Annotated in this window: 20 protein-coding genes and 2 pseudogenes; 7 read left to right on the forward strand and 15 right to left on the reverse strand. The window is 66.0% G+C overall.

Annotation, left to right across the window (positions count from 1 at the left end; all coding sequences use genetic code 11):
• Positions 1-61 precede the first annotated feature (61 nt).
• On the reverse strand, positions 62-913 hold the full coding sequence (locus ABAZ39_RS27870) for a helix-turn-helix transcriptional regulator (protein WP_051658648.1): 852 nt from the start codon (positions 911-913) through the stop codon (positions 62-64).
• 286 nt (positions 914-1199) lie between these two features.
• On the opposite strand from ABAZ39_RS27870, the gene ABAZ39_RS36335 reads away from it, so the two are divergent.
• Positions 1200-1367 (forward strand): hypothetical protein, encoded by a 168-nt coding sequence (locus tag ABAZ39_RS36335; RefSeq protein ID WP_160174872.1) that lies wholly within the window; start codon positions 1200-1202, stop codon positions 1365-1367.
• Positions 1368-1535: 168 nt separating this feature from the next.
• Positions 1536-2060, forward strand: a pseudogene (locus ABAZ39_RS35905) (transposase); the annotation flags it as partial.
• Between the two features lie 315 nt (positions 2061-2375).
• On the opposite strand, the gene ABAZ39_RS33515 reads toward ABAZ39_RS35905, so the two are convergent.
• Positions 2376-2615 carry a hypothetical protein gene (locus ABAZ39_RS33515; RefSeq protein ID WP_051658650.1) on the reverse strand — a complete coding sequence of 80 codons (240 nt, stop codon included), beginning with the start codon at positions 2613-2615 and terminating at the stop codon, positions 2376-2378.
• A 305-nt stretch (positions 2616-2920) separates the two neighbouring features.
• Here ABAZ39_RS33515 and ABAZ39_RS35165 point away from each other — a divergent pair.
• Positions 2921-3394 (forward strand): annotated as a pseudogene (locus ABAZ39_RS35165) (IS110 family transposase); the annotation flags it as partial.
• 145 nt (positions 3395-3539) lie between these two features.
• Here ABAZ39_RS35165 and ABAZ39_RS27885 read toward each other — a convergent pair.
• Together ABAZ39_RS27885 and ABAZ39_RS27890 are read right to left on the reverse strand one after the other, a co-directional pair.
• The gene (locus ABAZ39_RS27885; RefSeq protein WP_040137534.1) at positions 3540-4616 is read right to left on the reverse strand and encodes an IS5 family transposase; all 1077 of its coding nucleotides are present in this window, start codon (positions 4614-4616) and stop codon (positions 3540-3542) included.
• 362 nt (positions 4617-4978) lie between these two features.
• Entirely contained in the window at positions 4979-6091 is a 1113-nt protein-coding gene (locus tag ABAZ39_RS27890; protein ID WP_040137535.1) for an IS110 family RNA-guided transposase, read from the reverse strand.
• 350 nt (positions 6092-6441) lie between these two features.
• Here ABAZ39_RS27890 and ABAZ39_RS27895 point away from each other — a divergent pair, with 350 nt between their 5' ends.
• Positions 6442-7638, forward strand: a complete 1197-nt coding sequence (locus ABAZ39_RS27895; RefSeq protein WP_247874688.1) for a HAMP domain-containing protein — start codon at positions 6442-6444, stop codon at positions 7636-7638.
• On the opposite strand, the gene ABAZ39_RS27900 is transcribed toward ABAZ39_RS27895, so the two are convergent.
• The 4 genes from ABAZ39_RS27900 to ABAZ39_RS36340 all read right to left on the reverse strand — a co-directional run bounded on the left by ABAZ39_RS27900 (position 7607) and on the right by ABAZ39_RS36340 (position 11919).
• Positions 7607-9586, reverse strand: a complete 1980-nt coding sequence (locus ABAZ39_RS27900; protein WP_040137536.1) for a glycosyltransferase family 2 protein — start codon at positions 9584-9586, stop codon at positions 7607-7609. The genes ABAZ39_RS27895 and ABAZ39_RS27900 overlap by 32 nt on opposite strands.
• On the reverse strand, positions 9586-10797 hold the full coding sequence (locus ABAZ39_RS27905; protein WP_040137537.1) for an HlyD family secretion protein: 1212 nt from the start codon (positions 10795-10797) through the stop codon (positions 9586-9588). The genes ABAZ39_RS27900 and ABAZ39_RS27905 overlap by 1 nt, the downstream gene beginning before the upstream one ends.
• 310 nt (positions 10798-11107) lie before the next feature.
• Positions 11108-11581, reverse strand: a complete 474-nt coding sequence (locus tag ABAZ39_RS27910; RefSeq protein WP_051658652.1) for a lysozyme — start codon at positions 11579-11581, stop codon at positions 11108-11110.
• A gap of 194 nt (positions 11582-11775) precedes the next feature.
• A complete protein-coding gene (locus ABAZ39_RS36340) occupies positions 11776-11919 on the reverse strand; it encodes a hypothetical protein (RefSeq protein WP_160174873.1) in 144 nt (47 codons plus the stop codon).
• A gap of 195 nt (positions 11920-12114) precedes the next feature.
• Here ABAZ39_RS36340 and aac(6') point away from each other — a divergent pair, with 195 nt between their 5' ends.
• Entirely contained in the window at positions 12115-12558 is a 444-nt protein-coding gene (gene aac(6'), locus ABAZ39_RS27915) for an aminoglycoside 6'-N-acetyltransferase (protein WP_040137538.1), read from the forward strand.
• 114 nt (positions 12559-12672) lie between these two features.
• Here aac(6') and ABAZ39_RS27920 read toward each other — a convergent pair whose 3' ends face one another.
• Positions 12673-13218 (reverse strand): hypothetical protein, encoded by a 546-nt coding sequence (locus ABAZ39_RS27920; protein WP_040137539.1) that lies wholly within the window; start codon positions 13216-13218, stop codon positions 12673-12675.
• 217 nt (positions 13219-13435) lie between these two features.
• Here ABAZ39_RS27920 and ABAZ39_RS27925 point away from each other — a divergent pair, with 217 nt between their 5' ends.
• Positions 13436-13876: a YybH family protein gene (locus ABAZ39_RS27925; RefSeq protein ID WP_040137540.1), complete on the forward strand. Its 441-nt coding sequence runs from the start codon at positions 13436-13438 to the stop codon at positions 13874-13876.
• A gap of 199 nt (positions 13877-14075) precedes the next feature.
• Here ABAZ39_RS27925 and ABAZ39_RS27930 read toward each other — a convergent pair whose 3' ends face one another.
• The 6 genes from ABAZ39_RS27930 to ABAZ39_RS27945 all read right to left on the reverse strand — a co-directional run bounded on the left by ABAZ39_RS27930 (position 14076) and on the right by ABAZ39_RS27945 (position 17174).
• Entirely contained in the window at positions 14076-14729 is a 654-nt protein-coding gene (locus ABAZ39_RS27930) for an IS630 family transposase (protein ID WP_144243658.1), read from the reverse strand.
• Positions 14681-14830, reverse strand: a complete 150-nt coding sequence (locus ABAZ39_RS36345) for a hypothetical protein (protein ID WP_160174874.1) — start codon at positions 14828-14830, stop codon at positions 14681-14683. The genes ABAZ39_RS27930 and ABAZ39_RS36345 overlap by 49 nt, the downstream gene beginning before the upstream one ends.
• A 21-nt stretch (positions 14831-14851) precedes the next feature.
• Positions 14852-15040, reverse strand: coding sequence for a helix-turn-helix domain-containing protein (locus tag ABAZ39_RS35910; RefSeq protein WP_144243659.1), 189 nt, complete (start codon positions 15038-15040; stop codon positions 14852-14854).
• Positions 15041-15140: 100 nt separating this feature from the next.
• Positions 15141-15527: a type II toxin-antitoxin system VapC family toxin gene (locus ABAZ39_RS27935; RefSeq protein WP_040137541.1), complete on the reverse strand. Its 387-nt coding sequence runs from the start codon at positions 15525-15527 to the stop codon at positions 15141-15143.
• The gene (locus tag ABAZ39_RS27940) at positions 15527-15796 is read right to left on the reverse strand and encodes a type II toxin-antitoxin system Phd/YefM family antitoxin (protein ID WP_051658653.1); all 270 of its coding nucleotides are present in this window, start codon (positions 15794-15796) and stop codon (positions 15527-15529) included. Before ABAZ39_RS27940 ends, ABAZ39_RS27935 begins: the two co-directional genes overlap by 1 nt.
• A gap of 61 nt (positions 15797-15857) precedes the next feature.
• A complete protein-coding gene (locus ABAZ39_RS27945; RefSeq protein ID WP_040137542.1) occupies positions 15858-17174 on the reverse strand; it encodes an oligosaccharide flippase family protein in 1317 nt (438 codons plus the stop codon).
• A 98-nt stretch (positions 17175-17272) separates the two neighbouring features.
• Between ABAZ39_RS27945 and ABAZ39_RS27950 the strand changes: the two genes are divergently transcribed.
• Positions 17273-17653 (forward strand): hypothetical protein, encoded by a 381-nt coding sequence (locus ABAZ39_RS27950; RefSeq protein WP_040137543.1) that lies wholly within the window; start codon positions 17273-17275, stop codon positions 17651-17653.
• The last annotated feature ends 19 nt before the right edge of the window (positions 17654-17672 follow it).

Raw genomic sequence — 17672 nt, forward strand, 5'->3', positions numbered from 1 at the left:
GCTGCCGCCGTCATCGGCGGAACGGCGTGGGACAGACGCCGAACGGCCGGGTCCGCCGGAGTCAGCAGCGCCGGCGGAACTCGGCCGGGCTGCAACCGTGCCGCTCGCGGAAGGCGGACGCGAAATGGCTGGAACTGCTGAAACCGCAGAGGAAGGCGATCTCGGTGACGCTCTGGCCTCCACTCCTCAGGCAGTGTTCGGCGCGCTCCAGCCGCCGGTCGCGCAGCCACGCAAAGACCGTCTGTCCGTAGGCCTTGCGGAAGCAGCGGTTGAGCCGGGCATGGCTCATCCCCGCCGTCTCGGCCAGCCGCTCCAGCGAGGGCGGGTGGCAGAGGTTGGACAGCAGCAGGTCCGCCACCCGGGCCAGACCGCGCCGCTCCCCGTCTCCCAATGTGCCATCACCCATCGTGCCGCCGGCCGTGGAGGCGGCCGTCACCAGCGGCGCCAGCCAATGCGCCAGCATCCCGAGCGCGGTGCTCTCCGCCATCAGCCGGTCGAGCGGCGAGGTGAGGCCGTTGTCCAGCAGCGGGCGCAGCCGATTGGTGCCGGCCTCCGATCGTCCCAGCCGGACGGCGCGGGTTCCGCCCGGCATCCGGTCCAGGCCGGCGCCGACCAGCGCCTCGCCGACGCGGTCCAGGTCGAACTTGACCGCCAGCATCCCGGCCCGTTCCTGCGCCGGCGTCACACGGGTGATCGGGGCGTCGTCAAGGCGGAACAGCCAGACGTCTCCGGCGCGCACCGTGTGGTGCGGGGCCGCGTCGCCGCATCCGAACAGGCTGATGCCTGACAGGCCGAAGGCCAGCACCCCGATCGCCCCGCCATGGTCTATCCGTGACCGGTAATCGCCGCGCAGGCGGCAGTCGCTCCTGGTCAGGCTGATGCCCGGCCCGATCCGTCCAATGCGGAAATGCATGGAGCCATCGCGACAGGGCAGCGCATGGTCGCGCCAACCGGATCCCGGTCCGGCGAGACGGGCCAGCAAGGACGGGTCGACCTGGAACACATCCTGTCCGGTCTCACAAAGACAGTCCATGGCATCCACCGGAAAAGGCTGGGGGAATGATGAAGAACAGTGGGTACGGCGGGAAGGGCGATAACGCAGACAAAATGACATTAATAATCATTATCATTTTCTGCCGAACGGCGCCAGCCTCGAAATCCTCCAAACATGTGCGCTCTGCCCGGCTGACGTGCATGCCATGAACCAGAAGAAGCTGCGTCGGCTCTACACCGAGGAGAAGCTCTCGCCCCAGAGCAGGCCGACCTTCGGGCCGCATAATCTGGTGTCCACTTTTGCGGCTCTCCCGCACTTTGCGTGGATCAGGCTGATGACGCTGGTGCCGGCGCCGTCAGGAGATCCCATGTAATGGAGCATGCAAGAGCTTTTTGTGATTCCGGACTGCCGTGTCGTGACGGTTGAACCTGTTGGTGCAGCTGGTCTTCAAGTGGCTGCCCAGGTCAAGCACTCCCACGCATGCTGTCCATCCTGTCAGCAGCCGAGCCAATCCGTTCATAGCCGGTAACATCGGCATCCAGCTGATCTTCCGAGCCTGGGGAACGCTGTCCACATCAACCTTCTCGTTCGTCGTTCTTATTGCCGCAACCCGATCTGTCCGCGCTGGACCTTCGCTGAACCCGTTCCGGAGCTTTTGGCGCCGTGGGCGCGCCGCACCCGGCGGCTCGCCGGCGCGCAAGGGCAGGTCGGCGTCACCTGTGGTGGGGAAGCCGGCGCGCGACTGCTGCGTCGGCTCGGCATGCCGACCAGCGCCGACACCGTGCTGCGGTTGGTGCGCGCCCTTCCCTTGCCGGAGTGCGCGCCTCCCAGCGTGCTGGGCGTGGATGATTGGGCGCTGAGGAAAGGGCGGAGTTACGGCACCATCCTGGTTGATTTGAAGGCGCGCCGCGTGGTCGATCTGCTACCCGACCGCACCGCCCAGACGCTGACGGATTGGCTCAACGACCGTGACACGGTCACGGTGATCGCCCGCGACCGGTCCACCGAGTATGCCCGTGGCAGTGCCCTGGGCGCTCCCGGCGCGGTTCAGGTGGCCGATCGCTAGCACCTGCTCCAGAACTTGCGCCAGATGGTTGAACGCTGGCTGGCCGGTGTTCACGGCCGTTTGCGCCGCCTGCCGCCGGCTTTGGGCGGAGCCGTGGCACGGCGCACTGGGGGCTATCCGCGCAGCCGGGCCGAAGCCGCCGCGACGGCGGACAGGCGTGCCCGGCGCCATGACTTGTATGAGGAGGTTCGGCGGCGTGTCGCGGCTGGCGAGAAGCTTCTCACGATCAGCCGGACGATGGGGCTCGCCGGAGCCGTGTGGCAGGATGTCCTGTGCGATGGCGTCAATGATGAGGTCGCGAACCCCGGCGTGGGTCTACTGACCACCGGCAACGAAGCCCTCGGCCATGACGGCGCGGAAGCTGTTCAGCCAAGCCGGATCGTTCAGCCCGATCGCGTCGAGAACCCCGTCGACGTCGCCGTTCTCCAGCAGCGCCGCGATGCGGGCCGGGTCAGCCTGGGCCCGGAGCGCACGCACCGCCTTCAGGAACGCCTCGCGCATGCCCGGCTCCTGGCGCGCGGCGATGTCCTCCAGGTAGCTGTGGGGGAGCGGCATCGGCAGGTTCCTGGAATGCGGAAGGGCGCCCCAGACGGACGCCCTTTCGTTGGATAGCAGAAGGATTCGGGTGGGAGACTTTGGTCAGGAGGCAACCGGAGAAGAGTCCGGTTAAAATCCCATAAGTGCCCTTATGGAAAATACCGAAATGAGGTTTTCCAACGGCTTCCCGCAGGGTCGCCGCGGCACCCCCATTCCTACGCTACATCTAGACCCTATGTTCGCGGCCCGCCCTGCGACATGCCCCAATCGAGGGTTGCGCCGGACTGGCCGGCGCCGAGCCTCAGACATGGAGGGCGGGCCTGATGAACGATACCATCTACGTGGGACTGGATGTCCACAAGGCGACGGTGGCGGTCGCCGTGGCGGAAGGCATGCGGGGCGGTGAGGTGCGGCAACTGGGAAGCGTCCGCCACACGCCTGAGCAAATCGCCAAGCTGGCGGAAAAGCTGGCCAAGGGTGGCCGGCGGCTGAGCTTCTGCTACGAGGCCGGTCCCTGTGGCTACGGTCTGCATCGGCAGCTGACCGACTTGGGACACGACTGCATCGTGGTGGCGCCGTCTCTGATCCCGATGAAGGTCGGCGACCGGGTGAAAACCGATCGCCGGGATGCGGTGATGTTGGCGAAGCTGCACCGCTCCGGGGACCTCACGGCTGTTTGGGTCCCGGACAGCGCACACGAGGCGGTGCGCGACTTGATCCGGGCGCGGGCCACAGCCGTTCGGGTGCTCGGCAACATGCTCCAGGGGCCGGCCACTGCTTTCCAACAGGGCCACGGTTTCCCGCTTGAACTCGTCCGTGAAGAAGCGCCGTTTCGTCGTCATGTCCACCTCTCCGCTCCCCGCGGGAGCTTAACAAAGGTGTCCACCAATCCGGAGGAGGCTCAGCTCCCGGAACCGCCGTTCAGGCGGACTCCGGGCGTGATTATGCCGCGGCCAGCAGCTTGGGCAGGCGGATCAGGTTGTAGGCGGTGGCGGTCAGCATGAACATCCAGCCGACACGGGCCGTGCCGCGATGACGCGTTTTGCGCAAGCCGGCTCCCTTGATCCAACCGAAGACCTCTTCGATCCGCTTGCGAATTCGCAGGCTGACGGCATAGCCGGGGTGACGGGTGGTCCGACCGTCGATCGCCGAACGGCGGTTGCTCGTGTTCCGCGCGACGTGCGGGGCGGCGCCCAGGCCGCGCAGGTTCGCCACGAAATCCTTGGTGTCGTAAGCCTTGTCGGCGCCCACCGTGATGCGGTGGCGACCGGGGATCGCCTCGACCATGGAGACCGCCGCCTCGCGTTCGGCCAGGGCGGTGGCCGCCGTCAGCCGGACATTCACCACCAAGGCGTTCCGGTTCTCCATCAGCGCGTGCCCCAGGAAGGCCAGCTTCGCCGGCTGCCCGTTGCCCTTGCGGTAGAGCCGCGCCTCGGGATCGCTCGTCGAGGCATGGGTTTCGTTGGATCGCTTCTCGCCATGGAAGTCGCGGTCGCCGTTGCGCCCCGGGCCCGGCGGCTCGCCGCTGCCGTCCTTGGGCCGGAAACTCTTCACGCTGGCCCAGGCTTCGATCAGCGTGCCGTCCACCGAGAAGTGCTCGTCCGACAGCAGCGTCTTGACCTTCGGCTGGCCCAGCACGGTGGCCAGGAACTGGGCCGCCACGTCGCCGGTCAGCAGACGCTCACGGTTCTTGGTGAACACCGTCACGTCCCACACCGGGGCGTCCATCGACAGGCCGACGAACCAGCGGAACAGCAGGTTGTAATCGAGCTGCTCCATCAACTGGCGCTCCGAGCGCACTGAGTAGAAGGCCTGGAGCAGCAGCGCCCGCAGCAGCTTCTCCGGCGGGATTGAGGGGCGTCCGATCTTGGAGTACAGCCCCTCGAACGCCGGCGACATCACCTCCAGCGCTTCATCCACGATGGCCCGGATTGGCCGCAACGGGTGGCTGGCCGGAACCCGCGCCTCGCAGCTCACGTAGCTGAACAGACCCTCGCTGCGGTCGTCCGAGCCCCGCATCGCCCCCTCGCCGGCTGCATTCTCCACGACCGTAGAGAATCACGACAGGCCGGCAAGCAACAGACCTTTTTCCGCATCCTGTTCTCATGTTCGCAGTCAAGGCTTTCAGGTATGCGTCACCGTCCCTGGCTACGCCCAGGCGCTGAAGCTCAGTGGATGCCCACGGCAGGAGACGGGGCCAAAGACGACGGTTGAGCAAGCTCTCATGCGCGGGTTGGGTACCGCATGACCGTGGTTTCGTCCTGGGGCTGCCTCGGTCTAAGCGGCGAGCGTCGACGAGGTCGGCTCATAACAGAGGACGAGGATTCCCCACCGCGCCCCGCCTCCAGCCGTGGGCACCGGTACGACCGGCTGGCGCTGGATCAGGCCGCCGGGGCCACTTGCACCTGCCGAGCAATCGCCCACAGGAAGCCCGCCATCTCCCGAGCGATGGCGGTTGTCACCACCACCCGGGCTTTGCCTGTGGCCGCCAGCCGCCGAAAGCGGGCACACAGCCGGACCTGGGCCTTCCAGGCGATGTCGCGGATGGCCTGGGGCAGGTTCTCGAGACGGTCGTGCAATTTACGGCTGACCCGCGCCTGCATCCGGTAGGTCCAAGCGCCTTCGATGAGCGCTCGCCGGGCCAAGGCGTTGCCGGCCTTGGTGATGCCGCCGCGTCGTACGGTGGCGCCGCTGGAATGCTCGGACGGCACCAGGCCCAGATAGGCCATCAGCTGTCGGGGATTGTCGAAGCGGGAGAAGTCGCCGACTTCGGCGACCACGGTCACGGCGACGATGAAGGCGACACCGCGCATGGCCTGCACCGCCTCCACCACTGGCGCCATCGACCAGTGCGGCAGCAGATCCTCGATCTGCCGTGTCAGGCGTTCAACCCGAGCCTCGGCGTCTGTGACCGCATGGATATAATCCTGCAGCACCACCTGCTGGGCGGGGTGATCAAAGCGCACCGTGGTCAGCCAGCGCCGATAGGCCAGGGTCCAGCCCCGCTTGCCGGCATAAACACGCCCGTGCCGCAGCAGGAAGCCTTGCAGATGCTGACGCGCCTTGCCGAGCACCCGAACGGCTGTGGCCCGCGCCCGGATCAGGTCGCGCACCGCCTCGTGTGCGCTGTCCGGGACCCAAACAGCCGTGAGGTCCCCGGAGCGGTGCAGCTTCGCCAACATCACCGCATCCCGGCGATCGGTTTTCACCCGGTCGCCGACCTTCATCGGGATCAGAGACGGCGCCACCACGATGCAGTCGTGCCCCAAGTCGGTCAGCTGCCGATGCAGACCGTAGCCACAGGGACCGGCCTCGTAGCAGAAGCTCAGCCGCCGGCCACCCTTGGCCAGCTTTTCCGCCAGCTTGGCGATTTGCTCAGGCGTGTGGCGGACGCTTCCCAGTTGCCGCACCTCACCGCCCCGCATGCCTTCCGCCACGGTGACCGCCACCGTCGCCTTGTGGACATCCAGTCCCACGTAGATGGTATCGTTCATCAGGCCCGCCCTCCATGTCTGAGGCTCGGCGCCGGCCAGTCCGGCGCAACCCTCGATTGGGGCATGTCGCAGGGCGGGCCGCCAGCCCTCTCAGGCCGCGAACATAGGGTCTAGAACAGGGAAAACGTGAACAATTGGTGTGCTTGGATCCTCAATCGACACCACAGGAAATTAATCGCTATGATTTTAAGGATGACAATTGTCAATTTTCCCGTCGAAATGGGCGTCAATCATGCCTGGGCTTCGTCATAAGGACCAAAATCATAAATAAGGAAGTTGCGGTTAACGGTATATAGATATCTTCTTGCAATGATTCCCTACGAGAAATCATGCCGATAAGAGGTCCTTGTATGACGAAGCGGCTGAAGTCCCTTGGCAACATTCTCCGTTTTGGTCTTGTCGGACTGTGCATTGTTCCCAGCGCCGTTGTAGGTCTCTACGCGAGTGCCTCCGTCGGGGAACGTGTCCGTAAGGAAGCGGATAAGCATCTGCAGGACGTCAGCACCCGGATTGCCGGCATGCTCGACCTGGGCATGCACGAACGTTGGCGCGACATGACGCTGGTCGCGTCGATGATCAATGCGCAGGGCTCGCTGGAGCGGACGGATGATCTGCGCGACCAGCTCGACACGCTGAAACGGAACGTCCCCATCTACGCCTGGATTGGTGCCGCGGAATCCAGTGGGCGGGTAGTGGTGAGTTCGCAGCGGCTGCTCGAAGGCGCCGACGTGTCGGCCCGGCCCTGGTTCCGCGCCGGCACGCAGGCGCCCTTCGCTGGGGATCTGCACGAAGCGCTTCTGTTGGCCCAGAAGCTGCCGCCGGCTCCCAACGGCGAACCCTTGCGTTTCGTCGATATCGCCATGCCGTTGACGCGCAAGGATGGCGTTCCGCTCGGCGTTCTCGGCGCCCATCTCAGTTGGACCTGGGCCAACGAGGTCGCCGAATCCGTTCTGCAACGCGGCGGTGACGACAAGCCGGACGTGGATGCCTTCGTGCTGAGCCGCGAGGGCGTCGTTCTGATGGGACCAAAAGACCTGCAAGGCCAGAAGCTCGACCTCGCCAGCGTGCGCGCCGGCGTGCAGGGAGTCACGAAAGCCACCCAGGAAGTCTGGCCTGACGGAAAGAGCTACTTCACCGCCGTGGCTCCGACCCGCGGTGAAGGTGAGTACCGCGGCTTGGGCTGGGTGGTTCTGGTCCGCCATGACGCCGACGCCGCGCTCGCCGACGTTTCCGCGCTCCAGCACCGCATCCTGTTCGCGAGCCTCGTCATGGCTGCCCTCGCTCTCCTGGCCGGCTGGGTGTGGGCCGGGCGCCTGTCACGCCCGCTGGAAGTGCTGGCCGAGGCCGCCCGGCGCCTCAGTCACGGTGACCTCGCGACGCCGGTCCCACCCACGCGGGCCTTTGCGGAGGCGACGAGCCTGTCGACCAGCCTCGTCCAGCTCTCCATGGCGCTTGAACTGACGCTCGCTACCCGGAGGCCGGACGCACCGTCCGCCCCCGCAAATGCGGAACCGGTCAGCGCGTCGCGCGAGCCCGCAGCCCCGTGAGGATTTTTTCCAGGCTGATCGACCGGGCGCCGCCGCTGTAGCGTCCGGAATAGAGCTTGCGGATCAGGCGGTCGCGGACCTGTACATCTTCGATGAAGCGCAGGGTGAAAGCGCCGTCCGCCTGTCCCACCAGCACGGCCTGCACCGGCCCAACCCCCTCGACGTGGACAAGGACCGGGGCCCCCGGCACCGCATCGACCGCCCCCCACATCCGCAACCCGCCAAGCGAAATGTCCAGCACCCGCATGCGGCGCGTCCGGCCGATGGTCTCCCGGCCAACCAGTTCGATGTCGGCCTGCTCATCGGTCCAGAAGCGCTCATCCTGCCGGTAACGGGGCAACTCGATGCAGACCGCCATCGCCAGGGCCAGGGCCGCCAGATTGTAGAAGCTCCAGAACAGGACGATGACCTTGCCGTCGCCGGCGCCGCCCTGGGGGGCGTAGTCGGCCAGACCGGCGTAGATCATGCCACCCGCGGTCGCGGCGGCCAGAAGCCCGAACCGGCGCATCATCCCCCATTGGACGGTCACCCGGTCGCGTTGCCCGCCCTTGGCTGTGACCTTGAACTTGTGCCCCTTCGGCTTGACGAGACCCACCGCCACCGCCTGGATGATCTCGAACATCGTCAGCATCTGGCTGACGTCATGCAGCAGCGGGATGATCTGGCCTCGGGTGGTCCAGTTGAGGGCGATCATCGCGGCCAGGAAATAGGGCACGAAATACGTGATGACGTCCGGTGCGGTGGCGTTCACGACGCTGATGCCGAACCACCAGTACAGGATCGGTGCGAAGAGGCAGGCAAAGCGGAACGGGAAGGTAACCCCCCAGTAGAGGAAGGAGTCGATCAGGCCCACCCGGTCGATCAGGCTGAGGGGATTCTTCGAGAAAGGGCCGGACGGGCCTCGGAAGATCTGGATCATGCCCAGGCACCAGCGGCCGCGCTGGGTGACGTACTCCTTCAACCCTTCCGGCGCCAGCCCGTCGCTCAGCCGCTCGTTGAGATACACGGTGCGCCAGCCGCGCTCCTTCAGGCGGATGGTGACGAGGAAGTCCTCCGTCACGCTGTCGGTCGGGAAGCCGCCGATGGCCTGCAGCCCTTCCCAGCGCATCATGGACGAGGTGCCGCAGCAGAAGGCGATGCCCCAGGCGTCGCGGGAGGCCAGCAGATGGTCGAAGAAGAAGCGTTGCTCGTCCGGGTAGGCGCTCCCGATCCGCAGGTTCGACTGGATCGGATCGGGATTGAAGAAATGCTGCGGCGTCTGCACCAGACCGACCGACGGGTCGTGAAACAGCGCCAGGGCGCGGGTGACGAAGTTGGAATGCGGCACGAAGTCGGCGTCGAGAACGACGACAAAGTCGGGTTGCCGGGTCAGCGTCGCCAGATGCTTCAGCGCGTGGTTGATGTTGCCCGCCTTGGCATGGCTGTTGTCCGGCCGCTGCAGATAATGGCAGCCCTTGCGCGTACAGAGATCCCGCAGCCAGTCCCTTTTTCCGTCGTCCAGCACCCACACCCGCAGGCTTGGATGCTCGATGCCCAGCGCACCGCCGATGGTACGGACCAGGATGGCCTCTTCCTCGTTGTAGGTGGTGATCAGCACGTCCACCTGAGGCGGGGCTTTCGGCCGCCACCAGCCGGCGTGCCGGTCGGCCTCGCCGCTGCGGTTCTTGACCCGGGACATCAGCGCGAAGGCCAACGTCGAGCTGACCGTGGTCGCCGCCTCCAGCAGGGCGAACGCCCAGGCGCCGATCGCCTCGGCGTTGAATGCCAAAGGCGGGATCGATTCGGCGAAGCGCCAAGCGATGTAGCGCCACCCCAGCAGGATGCAGAGGGTGAACAGCACGACCCGCACCCGGCTGTCGTCCGGCCGGCAGAAGGGCAGGATCGCAAGCGCCGCGCCGCAGACCAGAAGGGCCGGCGCGAAGCTCGCCTCGAAAGGCGAAAGAACCATCAGGCGAGCCCCAGCCAGGAACCGACGGTGCGCAAAAGGTCGCGCGGCGTGCCGGAGAAAACGACCTTGCCCGTCCGGCCGACGGCGCAGCCGGCCTCCGCATCCTTCAGCAGATCCGGGATCGCCAAGGCCACGTCGAAGCGCTTCAGATGGTCCGCGCCCGGCGCGATGGCGAGGTTGTTGTAGACCGTCGCTGCGCCCGAACCGGCCAGACGCAGCACCTGCCCGCTGAAGACCCGGTTGGTGCCGGACAGCCGGAACTGTGCCGGATCGCCGACCTTCAGACGGTTGTAGTCGCTCTCCGCGACGCTGGCGGTGACGATGACCGTGGAGCAGTCGAGCAGACGCAGCAGGTCCTGCCCCTTGCGCGCGTACTCGTCGTTGCCCAGGGGCGCCTCCCACACCAGCCCGTCCACCGGAGAGGTCAGGAAGGCGTCGCGGAGCTTCGCCACCCGCTGGCGTTCGAGGGCGATCTGCTCGCGGATCTTCGTCAGGCGCTGGGTGCGCTCCTGCAACTCGGCGGACAATTCGCCAAGACGCAAATCCAACTCCTGGGACCGCTGGCTGGAATAGGGGGTGTCGTTGTAGGAATCGCCGAGGAAGGTGCCATTGGAAGCCGCCTCCAGTTCGGTGCGCAGGACGTCCAGGCGGGCCGTCGCCGCGCGGATGTTCAAGCTGTTCACCTCATGCGCGGCCTGGGCCTTGTCGAGCATCGCCACCGACTGAACCCCGTTGATCCTCAGTTCCTCCGCACGCTTCAGGGCGGCGGTGGATTCGGTCGACTGCGCCCTGGCGCTGGACAGCAGGGCCTGCTGTTCGTCGATCCGGGCCTTCAGCTGACGGATGCGCCCGTCGCGATACGCTTCGGTGCGTTCGCGCAGCGTGGCCGCGCTCGCCGTCATGCTGGAAATCTGTGCCTGGATACGCCCGATGTCGGTGTCGAGCGCACCGGCCACACGCTCCAGGTCGAACAGGCGCGCGTCGTCGGCGCGGACGTCTGTCAGGGTGCCGAGAGTCTGCCCGCGCTGAACCCGTTCGCCGATGGCGCGCGGTTGCAGCGAAAGTTGACCATCGATGGGCGCACGCACCACGGCGACCCGCGCGTTGACAACCGCATCGGCGCTGACGACCGCAACGCCTTCCGCAAGGACGATGTAGCCGGCCACCCCGGCAATCGTGAGGCCGGCAGCGAGCTTGAAGAGTTTGCGCATGACCGAAGCTGCCCTTAAGGCAATTAAAAGGACTCCGAAATTATTGCACGGAGTTGCTAAGATTGTGTTATCGATCAGAGCGCCTTGGATATTACGTTTCGTTAAGGATCAGGCGAGAGTATGCCATTGTAGTCATTGAGGCGCAGTCGACAGCCAAGCAGTCAGCGACGTAATCACCTACGCTGTACCGGTGTGTCCAAACCTACCCGAACGGGGCGAAGTCCCTCACCTGTTTTGAGCCTGAGACACCTCATGGCGCCAAACGGTGTCTCGCATTTCCTAAAGTTGTTGACGTCTCGCCTCCCAAAAATCAGCCCTTCTCGAACATCAAACTCTCCGCGGCCCGGCGCTTCACCAGCCCCGGAAGCCGCGTCTTCACGCCGTCCACGGTGGCGAACACCCACTGCCCGAACTGGCCAGCGGCCCCCTCGTAGTCGCGCTGGTTCAGCAGGCGCAGCAGCGTGGAATCCCGCAGGGTACCGGCCCCCAGATTGAACACGAAGGAGGTCAGGGCGCCGCGCTGCCGATCGGTCAGCGGAACCTTCACCAGCCGGTAGACGTCTCGGGCAGCGTCGGCCATGTCGGCGCGTAGGTAGACCTCGGTCTGGAGGCCGTTGATGGTCTGGCCCATCCGGACACCGGCAGTGTGGCCGTAGCCGATGGTCGGCACGCCGGCCGGGCAAAGGTAGGCTTTCAGGTACAGGCCTTCGAAGTGACGGACGAGGGCCAGGGCGTCGGGGTGGATCTCGCGCGGGATCGCCGCGTCGGGAAGCGTGGTGGTCATGGGTTACTTCCTCATTGGAATTGTTTTAAAGAGCCGCCCCGTTTAGGGTCGCGCGATCTGCTTTCCACGGCAGAGTTAGCTGAACCTTGGCGGCTCTCTGGGGCCGCCATTCTTTTTTGCCGGCGCGCCGAACCCCGACAGAGAGGAAGTTCAGCGACTCACGGCGTTCGAGTCGAGTTGGAGGTAGTCGGTCACTATTCCGCCGCGGGCGACCACTCGCCGCAAAGGCGGCCTCGCGCGGCGCCCAGCGCCGGAACGAGCAGGTCGGCGCCCAGTTTCAGGGTTTCGACAAGGCGATGGTCGGGCGCGACGGTGCGCGCCGGGAACATGGCGTTCATGGGATGTCTCCGTTGGGATTGGGTAAAAAGGGTCGCTCAGGCCAAGGGGATGTTCGGCGGTCCGGACCAAGCCGGATCAGCGCTGCTCAAGCGGGGACGGCAGAGTTCGGGCAATAGACCCCATGCGCCTTGAAGGCCGTGTCAGCGCTTCGCACATCACCCGACTGGATGATGGACAGAGGAAGGGAACGCCGGATGCGCGTCGAGCGATGCACGCATGAAACGCTTGATGATTTGGCAACGTTGCGGTGGGAACTGTGGCCGGAGGCGCCGATCGCAACCCACCACACCGAAGCTGCGGAGGACCTCAGCGCTCCGGATCGAGCGATCGCATTCATCGTTCGAGACGAGGACGGGGTAGCTGTAGGCTTTGCGGAGGCCTCGTTGCGCCGGGACTATGTGAATGGATGCGAGACCTCCCCCGTCGCGTTCCTGGAGGGGATATACGTGCGGGCGGAGCAACGGAAGCGCGGCGTTGCCCGCCTGCTCATCCAGGCCGTCGAAGGTTGGGGGAAGGAGAAAGGCTGTTCGGAGTTCGCTTCCGACGCGGACATCGGAAATGATGTGTCCCGACGCATGCACGCCGCGCTCGGCTTTGAGGAGACGGAACGCGTCGTTTTCTTCCGCAAGTCGCTGTGACGAAGTGGCCGATCCGGGATGGCAAGCAGGCAAGACCATCTGAGCCGCAGCTGCCTGGATGATCCCAGCGCCCCCCGGCGAGGTCGGAGAGGTGAGGAACGGTCACGACGCCCCTCACTTCCGCAGCAGCTTGTCCTTCGCCGCGGACCCGGTGCTGGAGCCCAGCCAGTAGTTCGTGACCTGCCCGAACCCCAGCACCAGGGCGCCGAACAGCATGTTCAGCAGGTTGAAGGTGCGCTCGGCCATGTTCTCCTTTGGAATAACGAACAGCAGCGCCATGACGGAGAAGAAGCCCACCAGCACGATCACCGACACGACCGGCGCGCCCCAGGAGATGCGGCTGCCGGCCTGGGCAAGCGGGACCGTCTGCGCGCGGGCGTCGGCCCGGTCCTCGTTGTCCAGCCGAAGCAGCGCCACGACCTGATCGCCCTGCTGGCGGTACAGTTCGGCCAGCTTCGCCGGATCGGTCTGCACCGCGGCGGCGACGCGCTCGGCATCCTCAGGGGTCTTGATCGGAACCCCGGTCACGGCGGAGACGACGGACACCGCGGCCTCACCGACCTTCTGGGCGGTCTCGCCGGTACCGAGGGCGGCCTTGGCGACCTCGGGCAACAGCACCGGGGCCAGGGCGGAGATGATGGGGATGAGCAGTGGCAGCATGATGGGTGCCCCTCCTTCGGGCATGAAAAAAGCCCGACACCGAGGGGTGCGGGCGGGCTGAAGTGAAAAGTACAGGTTTGCTAAACTGCAGGGCGCCCTTAACCGGAGGTAGCCTTTGGCATATCCGGATGCGAGCAGACTTGATGGAGTCTCCCTCAGTCCTACTTTCGTAATGCAGGGAAAACCCTGCCATTCCATATGACATGGGAGGAGCATCATGAAGTCACTACGCAGTGTCGGCGCGTTGTTTGCTCTCTCCATATTTATGGTTACGCCTGTCTCTCTAGCACAGGATTTCAAGAGTTCTGCGCAATCCGCCGCCTCAAAATGGGATGAGGCTTTTAACAAAGGCGATGCGTCTCAACTCGCGAAGATGTATGGCTCACAGGCTGCGCTCTTGCCTCCCGGAAGCGCCCCTGTTGTGGGCGAACAGAACATCCAGCAGTTCTGGAAGACAACCATTGGCAAGGGGTTCGGCCAGCACAAAGTGACCGTCCAGCAGGCCGAAACTAAGGGCGATATGGGCTACGCTTATGGCCGCTGGCAGGCCACCGGGCCTGGCGACGGTGGCGCCAAGAAGCAGTTCGAGGGCAATTGGTCGAACGTCCTGGAGCGTCAGGGCGGAGAATGGAAGACCGTGCTCCATAGCTGGAATTAAGGGCACACGGAAGAAGCGCAGGGTCGTCACGACTGGCGGCCCTGCTCTGCCAGCCCAACCCTTGGTAACGATCAGGCCCGCCACAGCAAAGCCCCCAGAGCGATGCTGATGCCGAGGGCTCCGTGGCGCAGGCAATCTCTGCCGTCTCCTGACGAACAGCGCACAGCCCGGGAGCGTCCTCGCTAAAGCGGATTTCGGCTCAGTTTAGATTTGGGTAGCCGCATAGCTTGAACCCTGCTTTGGCGTCGGTGGCGGTGATCGCATTGAGGGCTGGGCCGAGTTCCTCGTTGAGGGCATCGACGGTGCGGGCTTCCTTGGCGCGCAGGATTCCTTTGAGCTTGGCCCAGCCGGGCTCGATGGGCGAGAGGTCGGGCAAGTAGCGCGGAAGGAAGCGGACACGGATCCCCGCGGTCTCAAAAGCGGCGAGGATATCGGCCCGCTTGTGAGCGGAGAGGTTGTCCATCACGACCACGGCGCCGGGCTTGTCGCGCCGGAGCACGGGCAAGAGCACCTGCTCGACAAAAGCGAGAAACACGGCCGAGGAGGTGGACGCCTCGATGCTCATGGCGGCCAGCATGCCTTCGGCGCTCAACGCCCCAAGCACCGTGACGCGGTGCCACGACCCACAGGGCACGAACCCGAGCGCCCGCTGTCCGCGCGGCGCCCGGGCCTGGGTGGGCGTCATCTGGGTGTTGATGCCGGTTTCATCGAGGAAAACCAAACGCGCCGGTTCGTGGACCACCGCATCGTCCCGGTAGGCCGCACGTTCCGCAGCGATATCCGTGCGCTCTTGCTCGCTGGCCCTCAGCGTCTTTTTTTGCGCGCCAACCCCAGCCGCTTCAAGGTGCGGCACACCACCGCCGGGCTCAGCGTGATGTCGGTGCGCGCGGCCAACCGGTCGCGATACTGCGCCAGTGTCGCGTCATTATCCTCCCGCACCAGGGCCCGCAGCACGCTCACACCCTCCGCGTCCAGTTAGGCTGGTACGCCGCCGGCATGCGGCTTGGCGACCCGCCGCCCCTCAAGGCGCGCGGCCCGCACCCAGTTGTACGCACAGGCTCGACTGATCTGGAAGCGTCGCGCCAGCAACTCGGGGCCGCCCTCGTGGCGCTCATAAGCCAGCAGAACCCGTTCGCGCAGATCGGCGGAATATGGCTGGCCCATGGCGTGAGGTCCTTCAGCGGTGTCGTCCTCCAACCGCTCAGGCCAGCCAAAATTCCGTCTATACTCACCGACAATCCGCTTTAGCCCATCCGTTGCTGCGCTAGGAACGTGCCCACATCTGCGCGACGCCCTTGTAATCGGCGATCACGCCATCGGCGTGAACCAGCGTCAGGTTCCGGGCTTGGGCCTGCGCCACCAGCATGCGGTCGAACGGGTCGGGATGCGACCACTCCAAGCCTCCGGCCCGCTCCGCGTGCGCCGGGTCAATGGCCAGAGGCAGGAAGCTGTTCAAGGCAATCGCGGCGCTCGGAGAGCCGGAGAAAGCCAGCTTCCCCTTGCTGCTCTTGATTGCGATCTCCCACACGGAGGCCGCGCTCACATAGACGCGATTGTCCGGATTGGCGATCGCGTCCCGCACCGCCGGGCTGATCGGGTCAGCGCCGGCATCCCACCAGAGGAAGACGTGGGTGTCGAGCAGCAGGTCCATCAGCGGTCCGTCCCGCGATCCGGTCCATCATGCGGGCCGCCACCGGCGAACAGCGCTTCAATCTGCGGGTCGGGATCGTCGAAATCCGGCGCGATCCGGGTGACGCCCAGCGCGCGGGCCGGCGTGCGGGGTGCCGTCACCTTGGGCAGCGGAACCAGCTTGGCCATGGGAACGCCGTTCTTGGCGATGACGAATTCCTCGCCGGCCGCCGCCCGGTCGACCAGCCCCGAGAGGTGCGTCTTCGCATCATACAGGCTGATATGGCCCATGGCCCCCTCCTCTTAACCAGCTTGACCAATATGGGTGGGGCCTCTGGCTTGGTCAAGTTGGTTAGAGGCGGCCGGCCATCGCGGACTCCTTGGGGCTCCTGAAAAGCAGGAGGCGCACCAGCGTCGTTCCGATCGCTCCCTGGGCAACCGTCAGGGCCGTCACCGCCGCCGCTCCGGTCATGCCGAAGGCCGGGATCAGGACGGCGCCAAGCACGATGCACACGGCAAGCTGCAGCAGGTTCAGCCGGCGCAGCGTGCGCCCATGCCCGGTCATGGCCAGCAGGATGTCCTGGCAGGCCAGAAGGCAGTGGATCATCTGGCCCGCGGCCAGGACGCGCAGCGCCGTCGCCGCGCTGCCGAACCCCTGCCCGACCAGATCGAGCAACAGCTCCGGCACGATCATCATGACCGACACCATGGGCAGGCTCAGCCCCGCGACGGCCAGCATGATGCCGCGGTTCATGGCCAGCAGACGGGACGTCTCGCCGCGGCGATGCAGTTCGGCGTAGTTGGGCGCGGCGAAGGTGCCGATGCTGATGACGACGACCCAGACCAGCATGGAGATGCGGTTCGCCACGCTGAACGCGCCGACCGAGGCCGCGTCCACGAAGACGCCCAGCGCGAGCACCGGCAGCGACGCCAGCGACACCTGCACCAGCTCGACGACGAACAGGGGAAAGGCGGTGTGCCACAGCGACGGCAGAACCTCCGCCGGCCCGTTCGAAGACCCGGCATCGGCGGCCACGGAATGGTCGGTGAAGCGGCGGCGGTCCCGCGCGAGAAGGGCCATCCCGATCGCGGCGGTGAACGTCAACGCCCCGGCCAGGGCCAGGATCAGGGAATCGAGGCTGGACACCCCCGCCAGAAGGGCGGCGAGCATCAGCACCGGCCACAGCGCGTTCTGCACGAACTGCGCGGCGATGCCCCGCTTCAGCCCCGCCAGGGCCGATCCGATGGTGATTGTCAGGGTCTGCGGCAGCAGGGCCAGGGCCGACAGGCGCAGCGGCGTTTCGAGGTCCGGCGCCCCGAACAGCAGGTGCGACGCCGGCCCGGCCAGAGCGAAGGCCACCACCGCGGCCAGGGTTGCGGCGAGTCCCGTGCCGATCAACCCGGTCCGCAGGTCACGGCCGGCCGCCCGCCCCTGGCCGATGGCCAGTTCGGCGGCGATGTGCCGCGTGATCGCCCGTTCGAGCCCCAGCCGCGCCATGGTCGATGCCAGGCCGATCCAGGTCAGGCACAGGAAGAACAGGCCGGCATCATGGGCGCCCAGCGCGCGCGCCGCTATGATATAGAGGCCGAGCTTGCCGACGACCTCCACCCCGCGCAGCCCAAGGCCGACGCCGTAACGCCCGAAGGCATGCCATGTCTGGAGACGCATCACGCTCTATGGGATAAAGGGTTGTTGCGGAAGCGGAAGAGATCCGGAGACGCGTGGCGACCCGCCGTGTTGGGCCGCGCAGGGAGAACAATCGGTTGATGACCATGGTGACGAAAAGGCACGGGCACCGGAAAGACCATGCCGTGCTGGCTTTGTGCCTTGCCGCGGCGCTGCTCGGGCATGGCCGCCCGGCCGAAGCGCAGGACGCGGAGGAATGGCGCGCCATCGACATCCGCCAGGAAATCCGCACCCATTTCGACCGTCTGCCCTATGGCTGGTGGATCCGCGAACCCGAGCTGCACCTGAACACCTACGAGGTCGAGGTCCACCTTCCCGATTGGTGGCGCGGCAACCCGACCTCGGCGGTGAACGATCTGTGCCCCGAGCGGCAGAGCCGCATCTGGAAGGTGGCGAAGATCCTGACCTTGCGCCCCTTCTACCAGAAGCGGCCCTGGCCCGAGGTCGATTGCCGCCGCTGATGCCACCGCTGATGCCACC

Origin of the sequence: Azospirillum argentinense, assembly GCF_000632475.1 — a bacterium.
In the GTDB taxonomy this organism is placed as follows: domain Bacteria; phylum Pseudomonadota; class Alphaproteobacteria; order Azospirillales; family Azospirillaceae; genus Azospirillum; species Azospirillum baldaniorum.